16 protein-coding genes are annotated in these 17,818 nt (G+C 38.5%); 11 read left to right on the top strand and 5 right to left on the bottom strand.

Annotated features, from left to right (window positions below; translation table 11 throughout):
• The first annotated feature begins 35 nt into the window (after positions 1 to 35).
• The 4 genes from rlmB (at position 36) to KP712_RS05685 (ending at position 3,498) form a co-directional block, all read left to right on the top strand.
• Positions 36 to 779, top strand: coding sequence for a 23S rRNA (guanosine(2251)-2'-O)-methyltransferase RlmB (rlmB, locus tag KP712_RS05700; RefSeq protein WP_111407656.1), 744 nt, complete (start codon positions 36 to 38; stop codon positions 777 to 779).
• A gap of 211 nt (positions 780 to 990) precedes the next feature.
• Positions 991 to 1,533, top strand: coding sequence for a shikimate kinase AroK (aroK, locus tag KP712_RS05695; RefSeq protein WP_048952768.1), 543 nt, complete (start codon positions 991 to 993; stop codon positions 1,531 to 1,533).
• A 20-nt stretch (positions 1,534 to 1,553) separates the two neighbouring features.
• Complete coding sequence (gene aroB, locus KP712_RS05690; RefSeq protein ID WP_048952769.1) at positions 1,554 to 2,642, top strand: 3-dehydroquinate synthase; 1,089 nt, start codon at positions 1,554 to 1,556, stop codon at positions 2,640 to 2,642.
• A 1-nt stretch (position 2,643) separates the two neighbouring features.
• Positions 2,644 to 3,498, top strand: coding sequence for a Dam family site-specific DNA-(adenine-N6)-methyltransferase (locus KP712_RS05685; RefSeq protein ID WP_111407655.1), 855 nt, complete (start codon positions 2,644 to 2,646; stop codon positions 3,496 to 3,498).
• Here the strand turns inward: KP712_RS05685 and KP712_RS05680 are convergent.
• Positions 3,488 to 3,817: a DciA family protein gene (locus KP712_RS05680; protein WP_215770644.1), complete on the bottom strand. Its 330-nt coding sequence runs from the start codon at positions 3,815 to 3,817 to the stop codon at positions 3,488 to 3,490. The two genes, KP712_RS05685 and KP712_RS05680, sit on opposite strands and share 11 nt — an antisense overlap.
• 78 nt (positions 3,818 to 3,895) lie before the next feature.
• Here KP712_RS05680 and secM point away from each other — a divergent pair, with 78 nt between their 5' ends.
• From secM to mutT, 3 genes are all read left to right on the top strand, one after another.
• On the top strand, positions 3,896 to 4,198 hold the full coding sequence (gene secM, locus KP712_RS05675) for a secA translation cis-regulator SecM (protein WP_048952772.1): 303 nt from the start codon (positions 3,896 to 3,898) through the stop codon (positions 4,196 to 4,198).
• A 126-nt stretch (positions 4,199 to 4,324) separates the two neighbouring features.
• Entirely contained in the window at positions 4,325 to 7,030 is a 2,706-nt protein-coding gene (gene secA, locus KP712_RS05670; protein WP_215770643.1) for a preprotein translocase subunit SecA, read from the top strand.
• A gap of 64 nt (positions 7,031 to 7,094) precedes the next feature.
• Positions 7,095 to 7,505, top strand: coding sequence for an 8-oxo-dGTP diphosphatase MutT (gene mutT / locus KP712_RS05665; RefSeq protein ID WP_215770642.1), 411 nt, complete (start codon positions 7,095 to 7,097; stop codon positions 7,503 to 7,505).
• An 82-nt stretch (positions 7,506 to 7,587) separates the two neighbouring features.
• Here the strand turns inward: mutT and holA are convergent, their stop codons facing one another.
• The 4 genes from holA to yggU form a co-directional block, all read right to left on the bottom strand.
• Positions 7,588 to 8,622: a DNA polymerase III subunit delta gene (gene holA / locus KP712_RS05660; protein WP_215770641.1), complete on the bottom strand. Its 1,035-nt coding sequence runs from the start codon at positions 8,620 to 8,622 to the stop codon at positions 7,588 to 7,590.
• On the bottom strand, positions 8,622 to 9,125 hold the full coding sequence (gene lptE, locus KP712_RS05655) for an LPS assembly lipoprotein LptE (protein WP_215770640.1): 504 nt from the start codon (positions 9,123 to 9,125) through the stop codon (positions 8,622 to 8,624). The genes holA and lptE overlap by 1 nt, the downstream gene beginning before the upstream one ends.
• 96 nt (positions 9,126 to 9,221) lie before the next feature.
• Positions 9,222 to 11,807 carry a leucine--tRNA ligase gene (leuS, locus tag KP712_RS05650; protein ID WP_215770639.1) on the bottom strand — a complete coding sequence of 862 codons (2,586 nt, stop codon included), beginning with the start codon at positions 11,805 to 11,807 and terminating at the stop codon, positions 9,222 to 9,224.
• Positions 11,808 to 11,935: 128 nt separating this feature from the next.
• On the bottom strand, positions 11,936 to 12,223 hold the full coding sequence (gene yggU, locus KP712_RS05645; protein WP_005631228.1) for a DUF167 family protein YggU: 288 nt from the start codon (positions 12,221 to 12,223) through the stop codon (positions 11,936 to 11,938).
• 152 nt (positions 12,224 to 12,375) lie between these two features.
• Between yggU and uppS the strand changes: the two genes are divergently transcribed.
• Genes uppS through bamA form a run of 4 tightly spaced genes read left to right on the top strand, consistent with a single transcriptional unit; the run spans position 12,376 to position 17,727 of the window.
• Positions 12,376 to 13,095, top strand: coding sequence for a polyprenyl diphosphate synthase (gene uppS, locus KP712_RS05640; RefSeq protein ID WP_215770638.1), 720 nt, complete (start codon positions 12,376 to 12,378; stop codon positions 13,093 to 13,095).
• 21 nt (positions 13,096 to 13,116) lie between these two features.
• A complete protein-coding gene (locus KP712_RS05635; RefSeq protein ID WP_215770637.1) occupies positions 13,117 to 13,983 on the top strand; it encodes a phosphatidate cytidylyltransferase in 867 nt (288 codons plus the stop codon).
• 9 nt (positions 13,984 to 13,992) lie between these two features.
• Positions 13,993 to 15,324 carry a sigma E protease regulator RseP gene (gene rseP / locus KP712_RS05630; RefSeq protein ID WP_215770636.1) on the top strand — a complete coding sequence of 444 codons (1,332 nt, stop codon included), beginning with the start codon at positions 13,993 to 13,995 and terminating at the stop codon, positions 15,322 to 15,324.
• Between the two features lie 21 nt (positions 15,325 to 15,345).
• Positions 15,346 to 17,727: an outer membrane protein assembly factor BamA gene (bamA, locus tag KP712_RS05625; RefSeq protein WP_215770635.1), complete on the top strand. Its 2,382-nt coding sequence runs from the start codon at positions 15,346 to 15,348 to the stop codon at positions 17,725 to 17,727.
• Positions 17,728 to 17,818: the final 91 nt, after the last annotated feature.

Below are 17,818 nucleotides of genomic sequence, written 5' to 3'. Positions count from 1 at the left end.
TGAATTAAAAATTCAAATAAGAAAAAGAGAAATTTATGTCAGAACAAATCTATGGCATTCATGCTGTTAATAGTATTTTAACCCATTCACCAGAACGTTTAATTGAAGTCTTCGTGCTTAAAGGCCGTGAAGATAAACGTCTACAGCCACTCTTAAATGAGCTTTATTCCCTAGGAATTGGTGTGCAATTCGTTAATCGACAAACACTTGATAAAAAAGCCGATGGTGAGGTTCATCAGGGTGTCATTGCTCGAGTACAAGCGGCAAAAGAACTTAATGAAAATGATCTTGATGAAATTCTTGCGAATAAACAAAATCCGCTTTTATTAGTTTTGGATGGTGTGACGGATCCACACAACTTAGGAGCATGTTTGCGAACAGCTGATGCAGCGGGCGCAGCAGCCGTGATCGTACCGAAAGATAAATCGGCACAATTAACATCTATCGCGCGTAAAGTTGCTTGTGGTGCTGCAGAAACCGTACCGTTAATTCGTGTAACCAATCTTTCTCGCACACTACGCGATTTACAGCAAAATCATAATATTTGGGTGGTTGGCACTGCTGGCGAAGCCACTGAAACCATTTATCAAAGCAAACTGACAGGGCCACTAGCACTTGTTATGGGAGCTGAAGGCGAAGGAATGCGTCGTTTAACGCGTGAACATTGCGATCAACTGATTAGCATTCCAATGGCTGGTTCAGTTTCATCATTAAATGTATCTGTCGCAACAGGGGTATGTTTATTTGAAATTGTGCGTCAGCGTTTAGCATACATTTAAGTTAGAAGCGTTGTAAATTTCACCGCTATTTTATTTTCCTTTTTCGTTAAAGAAAATAAATTCCCTCAAAAGGTTGAAAAATAGGGGGATTTATTGCGATAATTTAAACCATTTCGGGAAAATCTTTTTAACTGCTGAAGTTTATTTTGGCTTGTTTATTTTTTGTTAGAAAGATTAGATTTTTATTTCACCTTTAAATTAGATAAGAACAATGGCGGAAAAACGTAATATTTTTTTAGTCGGGCCAATGGGGGCAGGAAAAAGCACGATTGGTCGTCAGTTAGCGCAACAGTTAAATATGGATTTTGTTGATTCGGATGCTGTAATTGAAGAACGTGCTGGCGCAGATATTAGCTGGATTTTTGATCTGGAAGGCGAAGAGGGCTTCCGCAAACGTGAAGAACGTATTCTTAACGAACTCACTCAAATGCAGGGGATTGTCCTGTCTACTGGTGGAGGAGCAGTGCTTTCTAAAGATAGCCGTAATTATTTATCTGCACGTGGTATTGTAATTTATTTAGAAACTACTGTAGAAAAACAATTTCAACGTACTCAGCGTGACAAAAAACGTCCGCTGTTGCAAGGCGCAGAAGATCCTCGTCAAGTATTGGAAGAGTTGGCAAAAATTCGTAATCCACTTTATGAGGAAGTAGCTGACATCACCCTACCTACAGATGAGCAAAATGCCAAAGTAATGGTAAACCAGATTGTTGAACTCATCGATAATATGAATGGATTAAATGGCGCACTTTAAGTGTGTCTAAGGATAAATTTATGCTGTGCGTAAACGTGGAATTACAGGAGCGTCGTTACCCAATTTTAATTGGTAATGGACTATTGCAAGATGAACGCAGTTATCCGGTTAAGCGAGGAGAGCGCGTGATGATTGTGACGAATCCCACGGTTGCACAGTTTTACTTAGATACGGTAACATTTGCGCTAAAAAAACGCGGATGCGAAGTCGATCATGTTCTTTTGCCCGATGGTGAGAAGTATAAAACGCTTGAATCCTTAAATTTAATTTTTACTGCGCTTTTACAAGGTAATCATGGGCGTGATACAACAATTATAGCACTAGGTGGTGGTGTGATTGGTGATGTGGCAGGATTTGCCGCAGCCAGTTATCAACGAGGAGTACGATTAATTCAAATTCCAACCACTTTACTTTCCCAAGTGGATTCTTCTGTTGGAGGAAAAACAGCAGTGAATCATGAACTTGGGAAAAATATGATCGGTGCATTTTATCAGCCCTCTATGGTTATTATTGATACGCATACTCTTGGCACGTTACCAAAACGTGAAGTAAATGCAGGGTTGGCTGAAGTAATAAAATATGGCGCAATTTTAGATTACGAATTTTTTGAATGGCTTGAAGCTCATATTGATGAGCTTGTTGCATTAAATAACGAATCCCTACAACATTGTATTGCTCGTTGCTGTCAAATTAAAGCGGATGTAGTTGCTCGTGATGAAACAGAAAAAGGTGATCGAGCTTTACTTAATCTTGGTCATACCTTTGGACATGCGATTGAAACTCATCTCGGCTATGGTAACTGGCTCCATGGTGAAGCGGTATCTACCGGAATGATGATGGCAGCCGCGCTTTCCGAGCAGTTGGGTGATATTTCTGTAGCAGATGTTTCACGCTTAGAAAAATTACTCGCACGCGCTAATTTGCCCACCTTATCACCGGATTCGATGCAGCCGGAGGACTATTTACCGCATATGATGCGAGATAAAAAAGTTCTAGCAGGTAAGTTGCGTCTGGTGTTACTTAAATCACTAGGTCAAGCTTATATAGTAACTGATACTGATAAGGATCTTGTGTTAAACGCTATTAAGCGTTGTACCCAAATGGACTAAGATGTTACGTCCAAAAAAACATTCCCTAAAACCGAAACTTAAACACCGTCCATTTTTGAAATGGGCTGGTGGGAAGTTTCGTTTAACAGATGAAATTAATAATATCTTTCCTAAGAGAAAACAATGTCTTATTGAACCGTTCGTCGGAGCAGGGGCCGTTTTTTTAAACTCGAATTTTGAGCGCTATATTTTGGCTGATATTAATCCTGATTTAATTAATCTTTTTAATATAGTGAAAGAAAATGTAGATGTTTACATTGAGGCTTGTAAAACCATTTTTTTTGCCCCTAATGCGAATGATCCTGATTACTACTATGACAAACGTCGCCAATTTAATGCTTCAACTGATCCTTTTGAACGATCTGTACTTTTTCTCTACTTAAATCGCTTTGGGTTTAATGGACTATGCCGTTATAACAGCAGAAATGAATTTAATGTGCCTTTTGGCGCATATAAAACGCATTATTTCCCAGAGGACGAGTTACGTTATTTTGCACATAAGGCACAAAGTGCAATATTTTTATGTAGCGATTTTCAGCAAACATTTGCATTAGCTGATAAAGATTCGGTGATTTACTGCGATCCACCTTATGCTCCCTTACTGCAGGATTCAAATTTTACGAGCTATGCGGGTAATGAGTTTAGTTGTGAGCATCAACTCATTTTAGCTGAACTCGCAAAATTTACACAAAAAGAAAAACAAATTTCGGTTTTAATATCTAACCACGATACCAAATTTACCCGAGAAATTTATAAGGGGGCTAAATTTAAACGTGTGAAAGTACAACGCTCGATTAGCCAGAGCTCAGAAAAACGAGTAAAAGTAAGAGAGTTGATTGCGATTTTTAAGGTATAATTTTTGATAGCTCAGGGTTTATAACGATATCCAATTTTATGATTTGTGGAAAATCCTCTTGAATTAATTTTATAAGTTCAGTTTGACGAAATAAGATTCCTTGACGCACTATTGCATTCGATACTTCTAAAAAAAGACTATTACCGTTAACGGAACCAATACTAAATTTGCCGTGAAATTCCTGTGGAAAAATGCGGTTAAATTTTTGATTCAGTTCATTGATAGCAAGACCTTTTTTCATTATTTTGGCAAAGGGCGATTGCTCAAGCACATCCATAATATTGACTGCTTTTTGATAACGCTCAGCCTTGTTTTCCATAAAGTCTGCCCCCAGTAAATGACATTAGTTTAGATTTCCGCTACAATACACGCAATTTTCATAATAAACAACGAGATGATGATTTCAGGCACTGTCAAACCGAATTTTTGGTCGCGATTACTTTTAAGTATCATCGCGATTTTTGCTTTGCCTAACGCACAAAGTTTTGAAAATCAAAATAATGCAGAAAATTATTCTTCAAGTGTTTCCATTCAACAAGCGTTAGAGACGGTAAAAGTTGCACGTGAAGTGCAACGACAAGCCATTCCTCAACCTTCAATTTCCCACCAAACTGAAAAACAACTTAAAATTCAACCGCACTTTTTGGTTGAAGTGTTGAATCCTAGTGCGCCAATTCGAGCAGGCCCTTTGCTTATTTAATTTTCTGTTTTCTGTAAAGAATATTGCTATTGAAATAGCGATATTTTAAAAAAGAATTATTGTTCATGAAATAAAGTATTTCATACGCATTTAGCTATTTAACTTATATATTTAAAAAGAGAAATTATGAGCATTTTAACGAAAATTTTTGGCAGCCGTAACGACCGTATTTTACGTAAATTAAGAAAACAAGTTGCAAAAATCAATAAATTAGAATCTGAGTTTGAAGCCCTCACAGATGAACAGCTTCGTACAAAAACAGATGAATTCCGTCAACGTTTAAGTGCGGGCGAAACTTTGCAACAAATTTTACCAGAAGCATTCGCAACGGTACGTGAAGCAAGTAAGCGCGTGCTTGGTATGAGACATTTTGATGTTCAGCTTATCGGTGGGATGGTATTGACTAACCGCTGTATCGCAGAAATGCGTACTGGTGAAGGTAAAACATTAACGGCGACTTTGCCTTGTTATTTAATCGCACTTGAAGGTAAAGGCGTTCATGTTGTGACGGTGAATGATTATCTTGCTCGCCGAGATGCAGAAACAAACCGTCCGTTATTTGAATTTTTAGGCATGAGTGTAGGCGTGAATATTCCTGGTTTACCACCTGAAGAAAAACGTGCAGCTTATGCAGCAGATATTACTTATGCAACCAATAGTGAACTTGGTTTTGATTACTTACGTGATAACTTGGCTCACTCAAAAGAAGAGCGTTTCCAACGAACTTTAGGCTATGCGCTGGTGGATGAAGTGGACTCCATCTTAATCGATGAAGCTCGTACACCATTGATTATTTCTGGTCAAGCGGAAGACAGTTCTGCGCTTTATATTGCGGTTAATAAACTGATTCCAAACTTAATTAAACAGGAAAAAGAAGATACAGAAGAATACCAAGGTGAAGGGGACTTTACTTTAGATCTTAAATCTAAACAGGCACATTTAACGGAACGTGGCCAAGAAAAAGTGGAAGATTGGTTGATTGCGCAAGGTTTAATGCCAGAAGGCGACTCTTTGTATTCTCCTGGCCGAATCGTGTTGCTTCATCATGTTATGGCTGCCTTGCGTGCGCACACATTGTTTGAAAAAGATGTCGATTACATTGTGAAAGATGGTGAAATCGTGATTGTTGATGAACACACTGGTCGTACGATGGCAGGGCGTCGTTGGTCAGATGGCTTACATCAAGCCATTGAAGCAAAAGAAGGGGTTGAAATTAAGAGTGAAAACCAAACTGTTGCGTCAATTTCTTACCAAAACTACTTCCGTTTATATGAGCGTCTTGCGGGTATGACGGGGACTGCGGATACCGAAGCGTTTGAGTTCCAACAAATTTATGGCTTGGAAACTGTTGTGATTCCAACAAATCGTCCAATGATTCGTGATGATCGTACCGATGTGATGTTTGAAAATGAACAATATAAATTTAATGCGATTATTGAAGACATCAAAGATTGTGTAGAACGCCAACAACCAGTATTAGTGGGAACGATTTCAGTAGAAAAATCGGAAGAGTTATCTAAGGCTTTAGATAAAGCGGGCATCAAACACAATGTGTTGAATGCGAAATTCCACCAACAAGAAGCGGAAATCGTGGCAGAAGCTGGTTATCCTGGTGCGGTGACTATCGCAACGAATATGGCGGGTCGCGGTACGGATATTATTCTTGGTGGTAACTGGAAAGCGCAGGCTGCCAAATTAGAAAATCCAACTCAAGAACAAATTGAAGCGCTTAAAGCTGAGTGGGAAAAGAATCATGAGATTGTAATGAAGGCGGGTGGTTTGCATATTATTGGTACAGAGCGTCATGAATCTCGCCGTATCGATAACCAGTTGCGTGGTCGTTCTGGTCGTCAAGGTGACCCTGGATCTTCTCGTTTCTATCTTTCTTTGGAAGATGGCTTAATGCGCATTTATTTAAATGAAGGTAAACTTAATTTAATGCGTAAAGCGTTCACCGTGCCTGGTGAGGCTATGGAATCGAAAATGTTGGCGAAAGTGATTGCATCTGCTCAAGCAAAAGTTGAGGCTTTCCATTTCGATGGTCGTAAAAACCTACTTGAATATGATGATGTGGCAAATGACCAACGTCATGCCATTTATGAGCAACGTAATTATTTGCTTGATAATGATGATATTTCTGAAACTATCAACGCTATTCGCCACGATGTATTTAATAGCGTGATTGATCAATATATTCCACCGCAATCTTTGGAAGAACAATGGGATATTAAAGGGCTTGAAGAGCGTTTAGCTCAAGAGTTTGGTATGGAATTACCAATTTCTCATTGGCTAGAAGAAGACAATAATCTTCACGAAGAAAACTTGCGTGAACGCATCGTAGAAGTTGCCGAAAAAGAATATAAAGAAAAAGAAGCGCTAGCTGGTGAAGAAACCATGCGCAACTTTGAAAAAGGTGTCATGTTACAAACCTTAGATGAGCTTTGGAAAGAACACTTAGCTGCTATGGATTATTTACGCCAAGGTATTCATTTACGAGGCTATGCGCAAAAAGATCCAAAACAAGAGTATAAAAAAGAATCTTTCCGTATGTTTACGGAAATGTTGGATTCTTTAAAACACCACGTTATCACGACTTTAACGCGTGTGCGTGTGCGTACTCAAGAAGAAATGGAAGAAGCTGAACGTGCTCGTCAAGAAATGGCTGCTCGTATCAATCAAAATAATTTACCTGTGGATGAAAATGGTCAGGCAATCCAGAATTCAGATTCTGAAGATTATTCAGATCGTCGTATTGGACGCAATGAGCCTTGTCCTTGTGGTTCGGGTAAAAAATATAAGCATTGTCATGGTAGTCGTGCTGCTCGCCATTAATGATTAGCCAAAGTGCGGTGATCTTTCACCGCACTTTTTTCATAGGTGCTATCGGATAGAAGAAATGGATAAAAAAATTATACAAGTTGCTGCGGGGATTATTCGTAATGAGTTTGGCCAGATCTATTTAACGCAGCGTTTAGAAGGACAGGATTTTGCTCAATCTTTAGAATTTCCCGGTGGAAAAGTGGATGCGGGGGAAACCCCAGAACAGGCTTTAAAACGTGAACTGGAAGAGGAAATTGGCATTGTGGTATTAAATGCTGAACTTTACGAACGCTTCCAATTTGAATATCCAACAAAGATTATTTCTTTTTTCTTTTATGTCGTAGATGAATGGATTGGTGAGCCTTTTGGGCGAGAAGGGCAAGAAGGTTTTTGGGTTGAGCAACGTGCATTAGATGCAGGACAGTTTCCTCCCGCTAATGCAAAATTAATTCATCGATTACTGAATGAAGCGAATAATTCTCTTTAAAATAAACCCCAGTTTTTAGCTGGGGTTTATTTTTAATCTATTGATTGCTAGGAATGTGAATTCACGGCTGAAAAATAGTGCTCTATAAACAAATTTTTACAGATAAATCAGCGAGTTTAATCCACACGTCATCGCTAAATTCTTGCTTAGCAAGACGTTCAATATTGGTGAGCTCTTGAATAATTTCATAGAGCTTTTGGTAGGTTAAACGTTGAATCGCACTTAAAAAGAGCGGTCGGCGATTTTGCCAGATTTTTAGACGGTCAAATTCAGTCTTAATTTGTTGAGTTGGAAGTTTTTCCGTTGTCACAATACGTTGCTGCGGTTTGGTAAGTTCAAGCAACGTAAATAATTCTCGCTGTAGTGTGCGTAATAAAATGACAGGTTGCACATCTTCAGCTTGTAACCCTTTTAAAATACGTTTAGCACGATTTGCTTTTCCCATTAGCAAAGCATCAATCCATTGAAATGGTGTAAAAATTGAGGATTGTTCGACGACGCTAATGACACGATTATAGCTAAGCTTATGGTCAGGATAGAGCAAATCTAAAAGCTGCAGAGCCTGTTTGAGCGCGAGCAGGTTATTTTCATAACTGTAACAAAGTTGTTGGATGGCTTCATCATCAGCTTCTAATCCCATCGCTTTGGTACGATTTTTTACCCAACGAGGAAGATTTTCAGCCGTAGGTGTTTGACAATTTACAAGAATCGCACTGGTTTCATATTGGTTTAGTTCAACAAACCATGCTTGATTTTCATTTGATTTTGCTAGCTTTGCAATTTGTAAAATCAGCAAGATATCGTCATGTAGAACCGAAATAAATTCTTGCAGATTTTTCTGTAAAAGTGCGGTGAAATTTTCAGGTAAATTTAATACCATGACTTGTTTATTAAAAAACAATCCCATGGACTGACAGGATTCTATGAGTTGTGCCCAGTCAGTTTGGCTATCAATCTGAATGCTATTTTTCTCATCAAATCCTTGTTGGTTGGCTGTTTTATAAATGGCATCTTCACTTTCACTCAGTAACAATGGATCTTGCCCTACCAAAAAGTAAACTTTGGCCAAACGTTGGGAAAGATGTTGATTGAGTTGCTCAGGGAAGATGCGATTCATTATTTGTTTTTCACTTGTTTTTCTAATGCAACCATTTTAGTAATGAGCTGACGTGCAGCTTGTTCTCGCATATCATTCCAAATTACGTCTCGTTCGGCGGATTTAGCTAATGCTGCGCGAGAGTTATCAAAGAAAGTGCGGTTGACTTTTGCCGTGATTGGGTGGCTTTCACCATTCGCTAAACGAATGCTTGCTTCCACTTCTAACATCAATACTTTTTCAGCTTCGCGTCCGCGTTTAAAGACAGAAGCGACTTCATCATTTGTACGGAATTTATTGATGCGTAAAACAGGAATGCCTTGAGTCGAATTGACGAGTTGAACATTGTTCGCTTGTAACTGATTACGCATCGCCACTGACATTTCGCTATATGGATCGGGGCTTTCAAATGTAAGAGTACGTAATTCTTGTGGAATTAATGTACCGTTTTGAAAATGCCAGCCGCAAGCAGAAAGCGCGGTAAAACCTGCTACAATAAACACCACTTTGATTGATTTAATCATAAAAATTACCCTTTATTGTGGAGTGTACAAATTTAAAATCCATACACTAATAAAGATAGAATCTGTGAAATATCAATATTCCACAGATTCTACGGATTATGGTTTAACCACAAAATTCAACATTTTTAATGGAATATAGATCTCTTTAAGAATTTCTTTTCCATCAAGGAATTTTGCAACATTAGGATCTGCTTTAGCTGCTGCTTTAATTTCTTCTTCTGAAGATGTTGCAGGAACAGTAACTTTTCCTCGAACTTTGCCATTTACTTGCACTACAATGAGTTTTTCATCTTCTACCATTGCGGCTTCATCAGCTTTCACCCATTCAGCGGTATCGATGTTGCTTTCATTTCCTAGCGCTTGCCATAATTCAAAGCAGATATGTGGTGTAATTGGATAAAGCATACGAACAACTGCACTTAATGCTTCCACCATGACAGCACGATCTTGATCACTTTCTAAGGAAGCCTTAGTGAGTTTATTCATCAACTCCATTACTGCTGCAATCGCAGTATTAAATGTTTGACGGCGACCAATATCATCGCTCACTTTCGCAATCGTTTTATGTACTTCACGACGAAGCGCTTTTTGCGCTGCTGAAAGTGCGGTGATATCTAGGCTAGTTTTTGCTGGGTTTTGTTGATATTGATATACCAAATTCCAAACACGCCCTAAGAAACGTTTCGCACCTTCTACGCCAGATTCTTGCCATTCCAAGGTCATTTCTGCTGGAGAGGCAAACATCATAAAGAGACGAACAGTATCAGCACCATATTTTTCTACCATTTCTTGTGGGTCAATACCGTTATTTTTGGATTTCGACATTTTTGTCATGCCACTGTGGACTAGTTCACGTCCTTCAGGATCGGTTGCTTTAATAATTCTGCCTTTTTCATCACGTTCAAGAGTCACCTGTGTTGGACTTACCCAAATACGCTCGTTGGTCGGACTGGTGTAGTAGAAGGCATCTGCAAGCACCATACCTTGACATAATAATTTATCGGCTGGTTCGTCACTGGTTACAAATCCTGCATCGCGTAATAATTTGTGGAAGAAACGGAAGTAGAGCAAGTGCATTGTTGCGTGTTCAATACCACCGATATATTGATCTACAGGTAACCAATAGTTTGCTTCTTCCGCATCAAGCATGCCATTTTGATATTGTGGACAAGTGTAGCGCGCGTAATACCAAGAGGATTCCATAAAGGTATCAAAGGTATCAGTTTCTTTGAGTGCTGGTGCGCCGTTAAGGGTTGTTTTTGCCCAATTAGGATCAGCTTTAATAGGACTTTTCACGCCATCCATTATCACATCTTCAGGAAGAATAATTGGTAAATCTTCCATTGGTGCAGGTACTACATCGCCATTTTCAAGGGTTAGCATCGGAATTGGTGCCCCCCAATAACGTTGGCGAGAAACGCCCCAGTCACGTAAACGATAATTAACTTGACGTTTTCCAACACCTAATTTTTCTAATTTATCTGCAATGCCGTTGAAAGCACCATCAAAATCTTTACCATTAAATTCGGCTGAGTTAACAAGTTTGCCGTGTTCAGTAAAGGCTTGTTTAGTTAAATCAATTTCTTCATCTGCAAGCGGTGCGATCACTTGTTTAATTGGCAAACTGTATTTTTGAGCAAATTCAAAGTCACGCTGGTCATGAGCTGGAACAGCCATTACCGCACCAGTACCGTAGTGCATTAACACGAAATTAGCGACCCAAATTGGTAATTTCTCACCCGTCAATGGATGAATAGCAAATAAGCCCGTTGCCATTCCTTTTTTCTCCATTGTCGCAAGATCAGCTTCTGCTACTTTGGCGTTTTTCGCTTCTTGGATAAAGGCGGCTAATTCGGGATTGTTTTGAGCTGCCAAACTTGCTAATGGATGCGCTGCCGCAATGCCTAAATAACTTACGCCGTAAAAGGTATCTGGACGCGTGGTGTAAACCGCTACTTTTTCGTTGGTATCTGCAACATCAAAGGTAATTTCTACCCCTTCAGAACGACCAATCCAGTTGCGCTGCATAGTTTTTACCATATCAGGCCATTGTGGAAGGGTATCTAAACCACCTAATAATTGCTCGGCATAGTCAGTAATTTTGATAAACCATTGTGGGATTTCTTTTTGTTCCACAGGTGTATCACAACGCCAGCAACAACCTTCGTGTACTTGCTCATTTGCGAGTACGGTTTCATCATTCGGACACCAGTTTACGGTTGAGGTCTTTTTGTACACTAAGCCTTTTTTGTAAAGCTCAGTGAAGAACCATTGTTCCCATTTGTAGTATTCTGGTTTACAGGTTGCGATTTCACGATCCCAATCGAAACCAAAGCCTAAAAGCTGAAGTTGTTTTTTCATGTAGGCTATGTTTTCGTACGTCCATTTAGCTGGCGCAGTTTTATTTTTGATCGCTGCACCTTCTGCCGGTAAGCCGAAAGCATCCCAACCAAATGGCTGTAATACGTTTTTGCCTAGCATCCGTTGATAACGAGAAATTACATCACCAATAGTGTAGTTACGCACATGCCCCATATGCAGGCGGCCAGAAGGATATGGGAACATAGAAAGACAGTAATATTTTTCTTTAGATTCGTCTTTGATTGCTTTGAAAACTTTATTTTCTGCCCAATATTGTTGAACCTTTGGTTCGATCATATCGGGGCGATATTGTTCTTGCATAAAATCACCTTAAATTTTAACCGCACTTTTGCAGCATTTTGACAATAGAAAATGTGGCATAGAATACCGTAAAACGGCATAAATTGATAGGGTAGGAGACCAAAGGGCGGTGATTTTTTTCTTTGTTTTTACAATAGATTTTGAATTTCTTTTGGAATTAATTTGGGTTCAGGAATCCAAACTTGTTTGTGTCGGCTCAATTCCCCTTTTTCTAAAATAATACTGCTTTTGGGTACTTTGAAGGATTTACTTAAAAATTTCAATAAATGCGCATTTGCTTGACCATCAACAGGTGGCGCAGTAATTGTAATTTTTAGTTCATCATCGTGAATGCCAGCAATATGATCTTTACTGGCTTTTGGCTGTAAGAATATTCTTAATCTAATGCCGTCTTTATTTTGTTCAATCGCAGACATAAATTCTTCGTTTTGTTTATTTTTCTTTATTATAAAAATGAATTATGTAAAAAATAAAGTGTGGATTAGGGAGCGCTAATCCATAGCAAGCAAATACAACTTATGATATAGTTCACAGCCGAATTTATAGGGATCTTTTTATAATAAAAATAATGATAGAACTCGATCAAAACAATATTCCAAAACACGTTGCCATTATTATGGATGGTAATGGGCGGTGGGCAAAACAAAAAAATAAAATGCGTATTTTTGGCCATACCAATGGCGTATCTGCAGTTCGCCGTGCGGTAAGTTATGCTCGCCAAACTGGAGTAAATTTTCTTACACTTTATGCCTTTAGTAGTGAAAATTGGAATCGACCTGAGCAAGAAGTCAGCGCGTTAATGACGCTTTTTATGCAAGCTTTAGATCGTGAAGTGAAAAAATTACATAAAAATAATATTCGCTTGAAAATTATTGGTGATGTATCTCGTTTTAGTGAATCTTTGCAAGAAAAAATTTCAAAAGCGGAAAATCTAACAGAAAAAAATACCGCACTTACGCTTAATATTGCTGCGAATTACGGCGGTTGTTGGGATATTGTACAAGCGACAAAACAACTCGCAGAAAAAGTAAAAAATAATGAAATGAGCGTTGACGAGATTGATGAAATTACTTTTCAGCGTCATTTGGTTACACAAGATGAACCACCAGTTGATCTGTTGATTCGTACCAGTGGTGAACAACGAATTAGTAATTTTTTATTATGGCAAATTGCATATGCAGAACTTTATTTTTCCGATGTGCTGTGGCCAGATTTTGATGAGGCGGAATTTAACCGCGCCATCGCATGTTATCAACAACGTCATCGCCGTTTTGGTGGGACAGAATAATTCAATAAATGGATTAAAATTATGCTTAAACAACGAGTTTTATCTGCCATTGTGTTAATCGCAGCGGTGTTATGTGCGCTATTTTTATTCACGCCTTTTTATTTTGCCCTGGCTTTAGGGGCAATAGCGACTTTAGGCGTTTGGGAATGGACTCAGTTTGCCCGCCTTAAACAGCCTTTAGCGCGTTTTTGTGTTGCTGCTTTTTTAGGTGCCTTTATCTTTTTATGGCTCTATACTGAGGGAAACTATTTAGATGCCGGTCGTGTGTTTGAACAGCATCTTCAGCTTTTATTAATGAACGCTGTTGGTTGGTGGATTTTAGCTTTATTGCTTGTGGTGAGTTATCCTAAATCAGCTAAATTTTGGTCTAAAAATCCTCTTTTACAGCTTTTATTTGCCTTTTCTACTTTAATTCCATTTATCGCGGGTGTATTACGTTTACGTTTAGAACACTATACCAATGATCCTTATCACGGCTTATTTTTATTACTTTATGTATTTGTGCTTGTTTGGGCGGCTGATTCTGGTGCTTATTTTAGCGGACGCGCATTTGGTAAACGTAAACTTGCGCCAAAAGTTTCACCTGGTAAAAGCTGGGAAGGCGTTGTTGGTGGCTTAATTACTGCGTTAGTGCTTGCTTTTGTATTTATTCATTTCTCTGGCGATGCTTTAGTTGGTGAGCGAAATATCACTGGATTCGTTATTCTTTCCGTTGCTACAGTTGCAATTTCGGTATTGGGCGATTTAACTGAAAGCATGTTTAAACGTGAATCGGGAGTTAAAGACAGCAGTCAATTAATTCCGGGTCATGGCGGTGTATTAGATCGCATTGATAGCTTGACTGCCGCAGTACCTTTTTTCAGCTACTTCTATTTCTTTGTGTTATAAGGATTTTGAATGTCATTTTTGTGGTCGCTAGGTTCTTTTATCATTGCTATTGCGGTATTAGTATCCGTTCACGAATATGGTCACTTTTGGGCCGCTAGAAAGTGCGGTATAAAAGTCCATCGTTTTTCAATCGGCTTTGGTAAGGTAATTTGGAAACGTATTGATAAGCATGGTACAGAATTTGCGGTTTCAATGATTCCTTTAGGCGGCTATGTAAAAATGCTTGATGGACGTAATGAAGCGGTTCCAGCTGAACAAAAGCCACAAGCATTTGACAGTAAAAGCGTATTACAACGCGCATTTGTGATTATCGCCGGTCCTTTGGCAAATTTTATTTTCGCGATTTTTGCCTATTGGGTCATCTACCTTTATGGAATGCCAAGTGTTAAACCTGTGATTGAATCGATAACGCCAAGTTCAATTGCAGCCCAAGCTTACATTGAACCCAATACACAAATTCTAGCGGTTGATGGCGAAGAAACTCAAGATTGGGAAACCATCAATATGCTGCTTGCCACAAAAATGGGAGTGCCTAATGTTGAGATTACTCTTTCTCCTTTTGGTTCTAATATTGAACAACAACGAACTTTAAATCTTGCAAATTGGACTTTTGATCCCGAAAAAGAAAGTGCGTTTGAGGCATTAGGCATTATGCCTATGCGTCCTAAAGTGGAAATGGTGCTTTCTAAAGTTGTTCAAGATTCTCCAGCCGAGAAAGCGGGTTTACAAATTGGTGATAAAATTTTAAAAGAAAATTTAACCGCACTTCCTTGGCAAGATTTTATAAAACAGGTCGAACAAGGCGAATCTTTTTCTATTAAAGTTGAACGTAATGGGGAAACGCTTGACAAAATTATCACTCCAGTGCGTAATCAAAGTGGAAAATGGTTTGTAGGCGTGAGTCCTACTTTTATAAAATTAGGTGATGAGTACCGCACAGAGTTAAAATATGGTATTCTTGAATCAGTTCGAAAAGGTATTGAAAAAACAACTCAGCTTTCTCTTTTAACATTAAAAGTATTAGGAAAACTGATTAGCGGTGATTTGTCATTAAATAATTTAAGTGGGCCAATTTCTATTGCTAAAGGTGCGGGAGCATCATCAAGTATTGGATTCATTTATTTTTTGAGTTTTATGGCATTAGTCAGTGTTAATTTGGGTATTATGAATCTATTTCCGTTGCCTGTGTTAGATGGTGGCCATTTGGTTTTTCTTGCAGTTGAAGCAATAAAAGGAAAACCTATTTCAGAACAGGTACAAAATGTCTGTTATCGAATTGGTGCGGCGTTGTTGCTAACATTAACAGCGTTTGCGTTATTTAATGATTTTTTACGTCTATAATTTTTATATAGGATACAGTCGATGAAAAAACTTCTCATAGCAAGTTTATTATTCGGTACAACGGTAAGCGCATTGGCTGCGCCTTTCGTTGCTAAAGAAATTCGTATTGAAGGTGCGCAAGGTGACCTAGAGCAGTCTATTCTTGCAAGTTTGCCTGTACGAGCAGGACAGCGTGTAACAGACCAAAATGTTGCTAATATTGTTCGCTCGTTATTCGTTAGTGGACAGTTCGATGATGTTAAAGCTCGTCAAGACGGGGATGCGTTAGTTGTCAGTGTGGTTGCAAAACCGATTATTGCGGATGTTCAAGTTAAAGGAAGTTCTGCAATTCCAGCTGATGTAATTAAACAGAATTTAACCCAGAGTGGTATAGCAACTGGCGCGGTACTTAATAGAACAATATTAAATGAGTTTGTTAAAGCCGTTAAAAGAGATGGTTATGAAGCCAAAGGGCGTTATAACGCAAAAGTTGAAGCGATAGTGAATACATTACCGAATAACCGTGCAGAAGTTATTGTTCAAATTGATGAAGATGATACTGCAAAATTAGATTCGGTAACTTTTAATGGAAATGAATCAGTAAGTAGTAGCACACTTCAAGAACAAATGGAATTACAGCCTGATGCTTGGTGGAAATTGTGGGGCAATAAATTTGAAGGTGAGCAATTTGGTAAAGATTTGCAAGCAATTGAAGAGTATTACCATAATAACGGTTATGCAAAAGCGCACATTACTAAGCAAGATGTTCAGCTAAATGATGAAAAAAAACGTGTTACTGTTTCTATTGATATAAATGAAGGGCAGAAATATGATTTACGTGGAGCCCGTATTGTAGGTAATGTTGGCGGTATGGCAACAGAACTTGAGCCCTTACTTTCAAAATTGCATTTAAATGATACTTATCGTCGTAGCGATATTGTTGATGTAGAGAATGCTATCAAAGCAAAATTAGGAGAGCGAGGCTATGGCAGTGCAACGGTTAATTCAGTGCCTGATTTTGATGAAGAAAATAAAACGTTAGCCATCACTTTTGTAGTTGATGCTGGTCGACGTTTAACTGTTCGTCAACTACGCTTTGAAGGAAATACTGTTTCAGCAGATAGTACTTTACGTCAAGAAATGCGCCAACAAGAAGGTGCGTGGTATAACTCGCAATTAGTTGAGTTAGGTAAAATCCGTTTAGATCGTACGGGATTTTTTGAAACCGTAGAAAACCGAATTGATCCTGTAAAAGGTACGGATGACGAAGTCGATGTTGTATATAAAGTTAAAGAGCGTAATACAGGTAGTATCAACTTTGGTATTGGTTATGGTACAGAAAGTGGTATTAGTTATCAGGCAAGTGTTAAACAAGACAACTTTTTGGGTACTGGTGCGGCAGTAAGCCTTGGTGGAACCAAAAATGATTACGGCACAAGCCTTAATCTTGGTTATACAGAGCCTTATTTTACTAAGGATGGTGTAAGCCTTGGTGGTAACGTATTTTTTGAAAATTATGATAATTCAAAAAGTGAGACTTCATCTACTTATAAACGTACTACCTATGGTGGAAACCTTACTTTAGGCTTCCCTGTTAACGAAAATAATTCATATTATATGGGTTTAGGCTACACCTATAATAAGATTAGTAATTTTGCGAGAGAATATAATCGTGATTTGTATCTATCATCAATGAATTTTAACGGGAACTCTATTAAAACAGATGATTTTGATTTTTCATTTGGGTGGAACTATAACAGTCTGAATAGAGGTTATTTCCCTACAGAAGGGGTAAAAGCAACGCTTGGCGGTCGTGTTACGGTACCTGGTTCTGATAACAAATATTATAAATTAAGTGCAGATATCCAAGGATTCTATCCACTCGATCGAGATCATCGCTGGGTTATTTCTGCAAAAGCATCAGCGGGTTATGCGAATGGGTTTGGTAATAAACGTTTACCGTTTTATCAAACTTATACCGCGGGTGGTATTGGTTCATTGCGTGGCTTTGCTTATGGCGCAATAGGGCCTAATGCTATTTATGATAGAAAAAATATGCGGGGAGATAATCCCGATTGGGTTCCAAGTACCGATGTTGTTGGTGGTAATGCGATTACAACAGCAAGTGCTGAATTAATTGTGCCAACTCCATTTGTTGGAGACAAGGGACAAAACTCGGTGAGAACATCTTTGTTTGTAGATGCAGCAAGTGTGTGGAACACTAAATGGAAAGCTGAGGATAAGGCTAAATTTGCTAATTTGCCAGATTATAGTTCACCTAGTCGTATTCGAGCATCTGCTGGTGTAGGTTTCCAATGGCAATCACCAATTGGACCGCTGGTTTTCTCTTACGCAAAACCGATTAAGAAATATGAATATGATGATGTAGAACAATTCCAATTTAGTATTGGTGGTTCATTTTAATAAATTGAACTTTTTGTTGTATCATCATTCAAAGAAAACGTTCTATACTAAATTTATTTTAGTGTAGAAAGTATTAATAACTCATTGTTTA

It is taken from the genome of Haemophilus sp. SZY H68 (genome assembly GCF_018829685.1).
GTDB lineage: Bacteria > Pseudomonadota > Gammaproteobacteria > Enterobacterales > Pasteurellaceae > Haemophilus > Haemophilus haemolyticus_K.
The sequence above is the reverse complement of the archived record's forward strand: the minus strand, read 5'-3'. Positions and strand labels throughout refer to the sequence as shown.

Excerpts from the sequence above, each read along its gene's own strand:
- rlmB (WP_111407656.1), top strand. The coding sequence starts at position 36 with ATGTCAGAACAAATCTATGGCATTCATGCTGTTAATAGTATTTTAACC.
- rseP (WP_215770636.1), top strand. The coding sequence starts at position 13,993 with ATGTCATTTTTGTGGTCGCTAGGTTCTTTTATCATTGCTATTGCGGTA.
- leuS (WP_215770639.1), bottom strand. The coding sequence starts at position 11,807 with ATGCAAGAACAATATCGCCCCGATATGATCGAACCAAAGGTTCAACAA.
- holA (WP_215770641.1), bottom strand. The coding sequence starts at position 8,622 with ATGAATCGCATCTTCCCTGAGCAACTCAATCAACATCTTTCCCAACGT.
- aroK (WP_048952768.1), top strand. The coding sequence starts at position 991 with ATGGCGGAAAAACGTAATATTTTTTTAGTCGGGCCAATGGGGGCAGGA.
- aroB (WP_048952769.1), top strand. The coding sequence starts at position 1,554 with ATGCTGTGCGTAAACGTGGAATTACAGGAGCGTCGTTACCCAATTTTA.
- uppS (WP_215770638.1), top strand. The coding sequence starts at position 12,376 with ATGATAGAACTCGATCAAAACAATATTCCAAAACACGTTGCCATTATT.
- mutT (WP_215770642.1), top strand. The coding sequence starts at position 7,095 with ATGGATAAAAAAATTATACAAGTTGCTGCGGGGATTATTCGTAATGAG.
- yggU (WP_005631228.1), bottom strand. The coding sequence starts at position 12,223 with ATGTCTGCGATTGAACAAAATAAAGACGGCATTAGATTAAGAATATTC.
- bamA (WP_215770635.1), top strand. The coding sequence starts at position 15,346 with ATGAAAAAACTTCTCATAGCAAGTTTATTATTCGGTACAACGGTAAGC.
- KP712_RS05685 (WP_111407655.1), top strand. The coding sequence starts at position 2,644 with ATGTTACGTCCAAAAAAACATTCCCTAAAACCGAAACTTAAACACCGT.
- secA (WP_215770643.1), top strand. The coding sequence starts at position 4,325 with ATGAGCATTTTAACGAAAATTTTTGGCAGCCGTAACGACCGTATTTTA.
- KP712_RS05635 (WP_215770637.1), top strand. The coding sequence starts at position 13,117 with ATGCTTAAACAACGAGTTTTATCTGCCATTGTGTTAATCGCAGCGGTG.
- KP712_RS05680 (WP_215770644.1), bottom strand. The coding sequence starts at position 3,817 with ATGGAAAACAAGGCTGAGCGTTATCAAAAAGCAGTCAATATTATGGAT.
- lptE (WP_215770640.1), bottom strand. The coding sequence starts at position 9,125 with ATGATTAAATCAATCAAAGTGGTGTTTATTGTAGCAGGTTTTACCGCG.
- secM (WP_048952772.1), top strand. The coding sequence starts at position 3,896 with ATGATTTCAGGCACTGTCAAACCGAATTTTTGGTCGCGATTACTTTTA.